Source organism: Streptomyces sp. NRRL S-495, assembly GCF_000966955.1.
GTDB lineage: Bacteria > Actinomycetota > Actinomycetes > Streptomycetales > Streptomycetaceae > Kitasatospora > Kitasatospora purpeofusca.
On record NZ_JZWY01000887.1, the window covers coordinates 1 to 9621 of the forward strand.

At 74.7% G+C, this 9621-nt stretch carries 8 protein-coding genes; 6 read left to right on the top strand and 2 right to left on the bottom strand.

Annotation, left to right across the window (positions count from 1 at the left end; all coding sequences use genetic code 11):
• The 3 genes from VR45_RS35535 to VR45_RS35545 form a co-directional block, all read left to right on the top strand.
• The coding region (locus VR45_RS35535) for an amino acid permease (protein WP_045944050.1) at positions 1 to 1367 on the top strand (1367 nt) is incomplete at its 5' end.
• Between the two features lie 199 nt (positions 1368 to 1566).
• Positions 1567 to 2538 carry an EI24 domain-containing protein gene (locus VR45_RS35540; RefSeq protein ID WP_045944051.1) on the top strand — a complete coding sequence of 324 codons (972 nt, stop codon included), beginning with the start codon at positions 1567 to 1569 and terminating at the stop codon, positions 2536 to 2538.
• A 602-nt stretch (positions 2539 to 3140) separates the two neighbouring features.
• Positions 3141 to 3839 (top strand): lytic transglycosylase domain-containing protein, encoded by a 699-nt coding sequence (locus VR45_RS35545; RefSeq protein WP_052709631.1) that lies wholly within the window; start codon positions 3141 to 3143, stop codon positions 3837 to 3839.
• A 102-nt stretch (positions 3840 to 3941) separates the two neighbouring features.
• On the opposite strand, the gene VR45_RS35550 is transcribed toward VR45_RS35545, so the two are convergent.
• A complete protein-coding gene (locus tag VR45_RS35550; RefSeq protein ID WP_199926067.1) occupies positions 3942 to 4655 on the bottom strand; it encodes a TetR family transcriptional regulator in 714 nt (237 codons plus the stop codon).
• A 70-nt stretch (positions 4656 to 4725) separates the two neighbouring features.
• Here VR45_RS35550 and VR45_RS35555 point away from each other — a divergent pair, with 70 nt between their 5' ends.
• Both VR45_RS35555 and VR45_RS35560 read left to right on the top strand, forming a co-directional pair.
• Positions 4726 to 6243, top strand: coding sequence for an MFS transporter (locus VR45_RS35555; RefSeq protein WP_045944052.1), 1518 nt, complete (start codon positions 4726 to 4728; stop codon positions 6241 to 6243).
• A 231-nt stretch (positions 6244 to 6474) separates the two neighbouring features.
• Positions 6475 to 7035: a GNAT family N-acetyltransferase gene (locus tag VR45_RS35560; protein ID WP_045944053.1), complete on the top strand. Its 561-nt coding sequence runs from the start codon at positions 6475 to 6477 to the stop codon at positions 7033 to 7035.
• A 20-nt stretch (positions 7036 to 7055) separates the two neighbouring features.
• Here VR45_RS35560 and VR45_RS35565 read toward each other — a convergent pair whose 3' ends face one another.
• Positions 7056 to 8294 (bottom strand): threonine/serine exporter family protein, encoded by a 1239-nt coding sequence (locus tag VR45_RS35565; protein ID WP_045944054.1) that lies wholly within the window; start codon positions 8292 to 8294, stop codon positions 7056 to 7058.
• 294 nt (positions 8295 to 8588) lie between these two features.
• Here VR45_RS35565 and VR45_RS35570 point away from each other — a divergent pair, with 294 nt between their 5' ends.
• Positions 8589 to 9593 (top strand): glycosyltransferase family A protein, encoded by a 1005-nt coding sequence (locus tag VR45_RS35570; protein ID WP_078897229.1) that lies wholly within the window; start codon positions 8589 to 8591, stop codon positions 9591 to 9593.
• Positions 9594 to 9621 lie beyond the last annotated feature (28 nt).

Consider the following 9621-nt stretch of genomic DNA (forward strand, 5'->3'; position numbering starts at 1 on the left):
ACGGCCACCTCAAGGCCGGGCTCAAGAACCGCCACCTGTCGATGATCGCCATCGGCGGTGTGATCGGCGCCGGCCTGTTCGTCGGCTCGGGCGCGGGCATCGCGTCCACCGGCCCGGGCATCCTGCTCTCCTACGCGCTGGCCGGTGTGCTGGTCGTCCTGGTCATGCGGATGCTCGGCGAGATGGCCGCGGCCGACCCGCAGAGCGGCTCTTTCTCCGCTTACGCGGACCGGGCACTGGGCCGCTGGGCCGGCTTCAGCATCGGCTGGCTGTACTGGTTCTTCTGGGTCGTGGTGCTGGCCGTCGAGGCCACCGCCGGCGCGAAGATCCTCAACGGCTGGATGCCGGGCGTCCCGCAGTGGGCGTTCGCCCTGATCGTGATGGCCGTGCTGACCGCGACCAACCTCGGCTCGGTCGCCTCCTACGGCGAGTTCGAGTTCTGGTTCGCCGGCATCAAGGTGGTGGCCATCGCCGCCTTCCTGGTGGTCGCCACCCTGGCCGTGTTCGGCCTGCTGCCCGGCACCCACGCCGTCGGCACCACCAATCTGACCGGCCACGGCGGCTTCCTGCCGCACGGGGTGGGCGCGGTCTTCACCGGCATGCTCACCGTCGTCTTCGCCTTCATGGGCAGCGAGATCGTCACCCTTGCCGCCGGCGAGTCCGAGGACCCGGAGAAGGCGGTCAGCAAGGCCACCAACAGTGTGATCTGGCGGATCGGCATCTTCTACCTCGGCTCGATCCTGCTCGTGGTGACCCTGCTGCCGTGGGACTCCGCCGCCGTCAAGGGCAGCCCGTACGTCGCGGTGCTGGAGCACGTGGGCATCCCGGGCGCCGGCCGGGTGATGGACGTGATCGTGCTCACCGCCGTGCTGTCCTGCCTCAACTCGGGCATGTACACCGCCTCCCGGATGGCCTTCTCGCTCGGACAGCGCGGCGACGCGCCCAAGGCCTTCGCGACGGTGACCAAGCGCGGCGTGCCGCGGGTGGCGATCCTGTCCTCGGTGGTGTTCGGCTTCGTGGCCGTCTTCTTCAACTACACCTCCCCCGACACGGTCTTCTCCTTCCTGCTGAACTCCTCCGGCGCGGTGGCGCTCTTCGTGTGGCTCGTGATCTGCTTCTCCCAGCTCCGGATGCGCCGGATCATCGAGCGCGAGATGCCGGAGCGGCTGACCGTTCGGATGTGGCTGTACCCGTACCTCACCTGGGCCGCGATCGGCATGATCGGGTTCGTGATGGCGTACATGTTCACCGACGCCGACGGTCGGAAGCAGATGTACCTGTCGCTGGTCGCCGCAGCCATCGTGCTGACGGCGTCGGCCGTGGTGGGCCGTCGGCGACGGGCCGCGGCGGAGGCACCGGCATCCTGAGCCGGGGCGCAGTACCGTCCGCGGGCACCGGGCCCGGGAGCCGTTGCGGAGGCTCCCGGGCCCGGTGCCGTTTCCGGCCACCCCCGGCCACCCCCGACCGCCCACCCCTGCCCCCGACCGCCCGGTCGGGAACCTCCGGTTCCGTTCCGTGACCGGACGGACATGACCCGGCGACCCGTCAGCACCTACCCTTCCCCTCATGCGAGATCTTGCAGCGGGGATGGGGTACCTGGCCAAGGGCCAGAAGTGGGTGGCGCGGCACGGCCGCTGGTGGGCGTTCGGGATGATCCCGGCGCTGATCACCCTGGCCGGTTACGTGGTGGCGCTGTTCTTCCTCGGCGGCTGGGCCGGGGACATCGCCGCCTGGGCCACCCCGTTCGCCGACCACTGGTCCTCGTTCTGGCAGGACCTGCTGCGCACCACGCTCGCGGCGCTGGTGTTCGTCGGCGGGCTGCTGCTCTCCGTGCTCACCTTCACGGCGGTCACCCTGCTGGTCGGCCAGCCGTTCTACGAGGAGCTCTGCGAGAAGGTCGACGAGACCGAGGGCGGCGCGCCGACCCCGCCGGACGTGCCGCTGTGGCGCGAGCTGGTGGTGGCGGCCCGGGACAGCCTCTTCGTACTGGTGCGGGCGGGCGGGTTCGGCGTGCTGCTGTTCGCGGCCGGGTTCATCCCGGTGGTCGGGCAGACCGTCGTCCCGGTGCTGGGCTTCCTGGTCTCCGGTTTCTTCCTCACCCTGGAGCTGACCTCCGTCGCCCTGCAGCGGCGCGGTGTGCCGCAGCGGGAGCGGCTGCGGCTGCTGCGCGGGCGGCTCGGGCTGGCCTTCGGCTTCGGCGTGCCGCTGGTGCTGGGGTTCCTGGTCCCGCTGGTGACGGTGGTCGCCATGCCGGGCGCCGTCGCCGGGGCGACCCTGCTGGCCCGCGACCTGGTGCCGGTCGAGGAGGAGCCCGAGACGGACGAGGACCCGGCGGAGGGCGATCCGGCGGACGGGGAGACCTCGGGCCCGGCGGACGTCCCGGACCTGCCGGAGTACCGGGCTCAGCAGCCCGCGGCGGCCAACCCCTACGCCGAGAACCCGTACGCCGAGAACCCGTACGCGGGCAACCCGTACCCGGATGGCTCCTACGCCGGTGCGCCGCAGCCCGCGGAGCCGAACCCGTACCGGAGCGCGTGACCGGACCGTCACACCGCGTGCGGATCGCCGCCCCCGCGTGTGAGGCCCCCCACAGGGCTCCGAGGATCCACTACCGCCGATAGTGGTGGGCTGCGCAGCGGCCTGCCGCCCCCGGCCCGGGCCCGACGGCCCGACACCGGGCCGGGGCGGTGGACCGGCCGTCACGAACCCGAAGAACGCAGGCGGTCGACCGGTTCGGGCCGATCGTTCGTCGACGATCCCCGGGGCCGTCCCATCGATTCATCAAAACGGACAAATACCATCGAAGCGCCCGCCATCGGTCGGGCGCTTCGCCGTTTCGGGGCCCTCGTGCCACTACCGACCGTAGTAGCCCGCGCCTTTGCCGCCCGTGCCGGGCTCTGCCAAGAATGGTCCGTCGCCAGGCAGCGCGGCCGGTCACCCCGCCGCGCAGCTCCCGCCGCCCCGCACCTTCGCCGGGGCGCACGCACACCACGGCCGTCCCGTACGCCACCACGGGCCGCTCCCCCGAGCGGGCCCCGTGTGATGCCCGGCGCCCGCGCCGCCGCCCCGCCCGGGGCCGGCACGCCCCGACGGCCACCCAGGCCCTGACGGCACCCCGACGGAAAAGGATTGTCCGCTCCATGCAGCTCAGCCATGCCCGCCGCAACTCGCTGATCACCGGTATCGCCACCCTCGTGGTGGCGAGCGCGGCCACCGCCGCCCTCGCCATCCCGGAGAGCGGGACCGCCGTCGCCGAGGCGCCCGTCGCCGCGGTGGCCGCCACCACCGGCGGGATCTCGGCGGACGCGCAGGCCGCCGCGCAGGCGCAGGCCGAGGCGGACGCCAAGGCCCAGGCCGACGCCCAGGCCGCCGCGCAGGCCGAGGCGGACGCCGCCGCGGCTGCCGCTGCTGCCGCGCAGGCGCAGGCCGATGCCCAGGCCCAGGCCGATGCCCAGGCCGCGGCGAAGGCCCAGGCCGACGCCAAGGCGAAGTCGGACGCCGCCGCCTCCCGCTCGCAGGAGCGCTCCGCACTGAACAGCAAGCCGACCTACTCCGGCAGCCCGCGCGAGATCGCCGCCCAGATCGTCCCGGCCGGCCAGCTCCAGTGCTTCAACAACATCGTGTCCCGCGAGAGCAGCTGGAACGTCACCGCCACCAACGCCTCCTCCGGCGCCTACGGCCTGGTCCAGGCCCTGCCCGGCTCCAAGATGGCCTCGGCCGGCTCCGACTGGCGCACCAACCCGGCCACCCAGATCAAGTGGGGCCTGGACTACATGAACTCCCGCTACGGCAGCCCGTGCGGCGCCTGGGCGTTCTGGCAGTCCCACCACTGGTACTGAGCCGACCCCGGCACCCCGCCGACCCCGGCACACCACCGAGCCCGCAGGCCCCGCCTGCGGGCTCGGCCGCGTTCGGGCCCGGCCGGGACGCGGGCGCGCGCCTCAGGCCCGCCGTCCGCCAGGAGCACCGGGGCCGCCCGGGCGCCCCCACAGCGCCTGGCGCAGCAGCGGCAGATAGGAGCGCGCGATTTCATCGGCCGGCAGCGCGGCGAGCGGCTGGAGCCGCAGCACGTAGCGGGCCATGATCAGCCCGGCCAGCTGGGTGCCGAACAGGCAGGCTCGCCGACGGGCGTCCGCACCGCCGAGCCGGGCCGCGATCAGGTCCACCATCTCGCGCTGCACCACCTCTCCGACCAGCAGCGCGACCGCCGGGTCCAGCGCCGAGCCGCCGATCATGGCGCGCAGCGGGCCCGCACTGTCGGGGGCGTCCCAGACTCCGAGCAGCAGCCGCAGGGCGCGCTCGGGAAAGGTCTCCAGCTCGCCGTCCAGCGCCCCGGCCAGCAGCACCGCCGGGTTCCCGGTGAGGGCGAGGGCCGCCCCGAACAGGCCCTTCTTGCTGCCGAAGTAGTAGCTGACCAGGGCGAGGTCCACGCCCGCCTCGGCGGCCACCGACCGGAGCGTGACCGCGTGGTACCCCTCGGCCAGGAAGCGGCGGCGGGCGACGGCGAGGATCTGCTCCCTGGCCCCGGAGTTCCCGCTGCGCCGGCCCCGGCGGGGCGCCGCCCCTCCGCCCGCCGTCTCTTCGGCCGCCGCCCCTCCGCCCGTTGTCTCTCCGGCCGCCGTCTCTCCGGCCGCCGCCCCGGAAGAATTCATCATGGTTGAAATGCTAGCCGCAGCGCGCCCACGCTGGTCGGGCACCGACCGACCAGCGTGAGGAAGTCCCGTCATGCCCGCCACCGCCGCGCCCCCGGACCGGGCGGCCGCCCCCGCCGCCGCGGACCGCCGTCACCGCGCCGTCCTCCTCGTCACCTGTCTCGCGCTGGCCACCGTGGTCGCCGCGATGGCCTCGCTCAACGTGGCCCTGCCGGACATCGCCCGCGCCACCGGCGGCAGCCAGACCCAGCTGTCCTGGATCATCGACGCCTACAGCCTGGTGTTCGCCGCCCTGCTGCTGCCCGCGGGCGCCATCGGGGACCGGTTCGGGCGGCGGCGGGCGCTGCTGGTGGGCCTGGCGCTGTTCGGCGCCGGTTCCGGGCTCGCCGCGCTGACCACCGACCCCGGCGCCCTGATCGCGCTGCGCGCCCTGCTGGGCGTCGGCGCGGCGCTGGTCATGCCGGCCACCCTGTCGACGATCACCAGCACCTTCCCGCCGGAGCGGCGGGCCCGGGGCGTCGCCGCCTGGGCGGCGGTCGCGGGCGCGGCGGCGGTGCTCGGCCTGTTCGCCACCGGCATCCTGCTGGAGCTGTGGTCCTGGCCGTCGATCTTCGTCCTGAACGTGGTGCTCGCGGTCCTGGCCCTGGCCGGCACCCTGCTGTTCGTCCCGGAGTCCGCCGAGCCGGACGCGCCCCGGCTGGACGTCGTCGGCGCCCTGCTGGCGGTGGCCGGGCTGGGCTCCCTGGTCTACGCGGTGATCGAGGCGCCGGTCCGGGGCTGGGCCGACCCGTGGACGCTCGTCGGCGCGCTCGCCGGGCTGGCGCTGCTGGCCGGCTTCGTCCGCTGGGAGCTGCGGCGGCGGCACCCGCTGCTGGACCCCCGGCTGTTCCGCGAGCGCCGGTTCGCGGCCGGGACGCTGTCGATCACCTGCCAGTTCTTCGCCTTCTTCGGCTACCTCTTCGTGATCATGCAGTACCTCCAGCTGGTCCGGGAGCGCAGTGCGCTGGCGGCGGCCGTCGCGCTGCTGCCGATGGCGCTCGGGATGATGCCCGCCGCCCGGCTCAGCCCCCGGCTGACCGACCGGTTCGGCGCGCGCGGCCCCTGGGTCGCGGGCCTGCTGCTGATCGCGGGCGCGCTGGCCTCGCTCGGGCTGCTGGACGCCGACAGCTCCGGGTGGCTGGTGGCGGCCGTCCTGTTCCCGCTCGGCCTGGGCTCCGGGCTCGCCATGACGCCCGCCACCACCGCCATCACCGAGGCGCTGCCGAGCACCCTGCAGAACGTCGGCTCGGCGATGAACGACCTGGCCCGGGAGCTGGGCGGCGCCCTCGGGATCGCCGTGCTCGGCAGCGTCCTGACGGCCGGCTACCGCGCCCGGGTGGACGTCACCGGGCTGCCGCCGCAACTGGCCGACGCCGCCCGCTCCTCGCTCGCCGCCGCCTCCCGGTTCGGGCCGCCGGTCGCCGACCGGGCCCGCGTCGCCTTCGTGGACGCGATGCACCTGACCGTCCTGACCGCCGCCGGCGTCGTCGCCCTCGCCGCCGTCGCGGTGGCGCTCCTGCTGCGCGGCACGACGACGCGGACCGGCCGCTGAGCGGACCCGCCGGACGCGGCGCCTCCGGGCCGTCCCCGCACCGTCCGGGGGCGGTCCGGGGCTCGTTCAAGGCTCGCCCGACACTCGTCGATGGCTCGTCGACAGCTCGTCAAGGGCTCGTCGGGGGCTCGTTCGAGGACGATTCGCGGTGTTTCGTGGACGGTCCGTTCGGGTGCGGGCTGGCCGAAATCCCAGTGGCCCGGCGAGCGCACGCCGGGCCAGAGTGGGCGTATGGATCAGGTGAGGCTGTCGGACGGGGTCGTCACGCTCACCCCGTTCCGGGCGGCGGACATCGACGCGCACCTGGCGGGCGAGGACGAGCAGCTGGTGCGCTGGCTGAACGGCGGGCCGAGCACCCGGGCGGGCACCGAGGAGTACGTGCGGCGGTGCACCGCACAGTGGCTGTACCGGGGGCCGGCCCGGGTGTTCGGCATCCGGACCGGGCCGGAGCCGGTGCTGGCCGGCACCATCGACCTGCGGTTCGCGATGCCGCGCCTCGGCCCGGGGCAGGTCAACATCGCCTACGGCCTCTACCCCGCGTGGCGCGGACGGGGCCTGGCGACCCGGGCGGTGCACCTGGTGTGCCGGTACGCGGCGCAGGAGGGGGCGACCGAGGGCGTGATCCGGGTCGACCCGGCGAACACCGCCTCTGCGGCGGTCGCCCGGCGGGCCGGATTCCGGTACTCCGAACGGGTAATGGAGCCGACCGGCAACCGGCTCGACTGGTACCTGCGCGAGCTGGCCGCCGCCCCGGCGGAGCACCCCGTCCCGGCGGCCGGCTGCTCCGTCTGACGGCCCTTCTCCCCCCCGGCTCAGGCCCGGCGCCGGGCGGCCGCCAGCACCTCGCCCGCCAGCAGGCCCACCGCGATCGTCGTCACCAGCGTCACCAGCTGCGTCAGGTCACGGAAGCCGGCGATGGGGTGACCACCGGCCAGGTCGGTCAGCCCGCGCATGCCGAGCGAGCCGACGGTCAGGGTGAAGAAGCCGGGCAGCAGCAGGATCAGCCGCGGCGGCGCGGCCGGCCGGACGGCGACCCGGGTCGCGGCGGCGCTGAGCGCGGCCGCGGCGACGAAGGTCCCGGTGACCTCGCCGGCCAGCCAGGTGAACAGCGTCTGCACCGCCACCGTCAGATAGACCAGCAGCAGCAGCGGCGGCCCGAGCCGCAGCGGGATCGCGAAGGCCAGCACGGTGCCGGCCGTGAAGACGATCCAGGCCGTGAACAGCGCCCAGCGCGGCAGGTCCTGCGCGGCGGCCACGTCGAACAGCGCGTGCCGGTCCCGACCGGTGACGGCGAGTCCGACCAGCACCCCGACGTACAGCTGGAGCAGCAGGAACGCCGCGTAGACCAGCCGTACCGCGCCCGGGGTGATGTGCCCTGCGGCGAGTTCGGCGGCGGCGGCGCTCAGATAGTCGCCGGGGACGAAGAAGAACAGCGCGGGCAGCATGATCAGCACCGGCCCGCCGTGCTCCGGGGTCCGGGCGAACACCAGCAGCGCGATCACCGACACCAGGACGGCCGCCACGAACGGCAGCACCGCGCCCAGCCGGGGCCACCGGGACGCCCCGACCGCGAGCGCCGCGGTCGCCGCGCCGAGGACGGTGGTGGAGCCGACCTCCCACCAGGTCGGCTGCATCAGCGGGGCGAAGCCGATGGCGAACATCACGATCCCGATCGCCTTCACCCACCAGGGGTACGGCGGCGGGGCCGTGTCGATGGCGGCGAGCCGGGCGGCCGCGGTCGGCAGGTCCAGCCGGCCGCCCTCGATCTCGGCCAGCAGCGGCTTCACGGCGGCGAGCTGGTCGAGCCGGAACACCTCGGGGAACGCCCGGACCGTCACCGTGCCGGTCTCGCCGCCGGCGGTGACGGTCAGCACCGCGCCGTCCGGGACGACCAGCAGGCGCGCCGCGCCGCCGAACGCCCGCGCCGCGCCCTCGACCTCCGGCTCCAGCCGCTGGACACCCTCGCCGCTGTTGCGCAGCAGGACGGTGGTCAGCCGGACCAGGAAGGCGGTGAGCTCGCCCCGCCGGGGCGGCCGCGGCCGCTGCTCCATGCCCGCCTCCGTCCGCGCGCCGCCGCGGCGTCCCCGCGGCATCGCCTCCAGACTGCCCGCCGCCGGCCCGTGCCGCGCGCCGAACCGGCGGCGGGAGACATCCCCGAACGGGGCGTCCGCGAACGGTGCATCGGCAGCGGGGGAGATCGGGAGAGCAGAGGTTCCTGACGTGGACGCGACCGGAGCAGCTGGTGAAGATATGGCGTACGTCCATACGATTTGACAGGTCTTGACCGGATTTACGGACCGTCAGGGCTTTGCCACCGTTCGCAACCGCTCCTACGCTCCGGCGTCATGCCCTCACCTCTGATCAGCGTCGTGATCCCCGCCTACGACCAGCAGAAACAGCTGGCGGACTGCCTGGACTCGCTGCTCGCCCAGTCCTTCCGCGACTTCGAGGTGCTGGTGGTCGCCGACCGTTCCCCCGACTGTCCGGCCCAGCTGGTCGAGCGCTACGCCGCCCGGCACCCCCAGGTCTCCGTCCTCCAGCTCGACGCGGCGGTCGGCGTCGGCTTCGGCCGCAACGCGGGCGCCGCCCGGGCCCGCGGCGAGTACCTGCTGTTCCTGGACGCCGACCACCTGCTCGCCCGCGACGCCCTCAGCTCCTTCGCCGACCACCTGGAGCGGACCGGGCCGGTCGACCTGCTGCTGTTCGGGCACACCCGCCAGCACGCCGGCCGGGACTGGCCGGGCGGCGCCGAGACGCTGCTGGCCGAGGCCGGGCCCGAGGTGTTCGGCCCGGCGGACCGTCCGGAGCTGCTGGGCGCGCCACCGCTGATCTGGGACCGCCTGGTGCGGCACGAGCACTGGCGCGAGCAGGCACTGGCCTTCCCCGAGGGCCGCTACGAGGAGATCCCCGTCGTCCACCGGGCGATGCTGACGGCCCGGCGGATCGCCGTCCTGCCGCGCGCCTGCGTGCAGCTGCGCCGCCGCGAGACCGTCCACCCGACCGGCTCGCCGGGGAGCAGCAGCTTCGACCTCTTCGACCAGTACGAGCGGACCTTCGCGCTGCTGGACGAGCTGGACGTCCCCGCGGCCGTCCGCGACGCCCTGTTCACCCGGATGATCCGGCACTACCTGTTCGTCTTCGACCTGGCCGGCTGCGTCGCCCGCGCCGAACGCCCGCAGTTCTTCCACCGCGCGGCGGAGCACCACCGGCCGCCCGGCCACCGCCGCCCGGGCGGCCGCGAGGGCGTCAAGTTCTCCCTGCTGGCCGGGGGCGCCTACCCGGCCTTCGAGGTGGCCAAGCTCTCCCACATCGCCGCCGGGACCCTCACCGGCGCCTCCCGCCGCCGCTGAGAGCGGGGGCCGGGGGCAGGGGCAGGGC

Coding starts and splice junctions, on each gene's coding strand:
- VR45_RS35540 (WP_045944051.1), top strand. CDS start 1,567: ATGCGAGATCTTGCAGCGGGGATGGGGTACCTGGCCAAGGGCCAGAAG.
- VR45_RS35545 (WP_052709631.1), top strand. CDS start 3,141: ATGCAGCTCAGCCATGCCCGCCGCAACTCGCTGATCACCGGTATCGCC.
- VR45_RS35550 (WP_199926067.1), bottom strand. CDS start 4,655: ATGATGAATTCTTCCGGGGCGGCGGCCGGAGAGACGGCGGCCGGAGAG.
- VR45_RS35555 (WP_045944052.1), top strand. CDS start 4,726: ATGCCCGCCACCGCCGCGCCCCCGGACCGGGCGGCCGCCCCCGCCGCC.
- VR45_RS35560 (WP_045944053.1), top strand. CDS start 6,475: ATGGATCAGGTGAGGCTGTCGGACGGGGTCGTCACGCTCACCCCGTTC.
- VR45_RS35565 (WP_045944054.1), bottom strand. CDS start 8,294: ATGGAGCAGCGGCCGCGGCCGCCCCGGCGGGGCGAGCTCACCGCCTTC.
- VR45_RS35570 (WP_078897229.1), top strand. CDS start 8,589: ATGCCCTCACCTCTGATCAGCGTCGTGATCCCCGCCTACGACCAGCAG.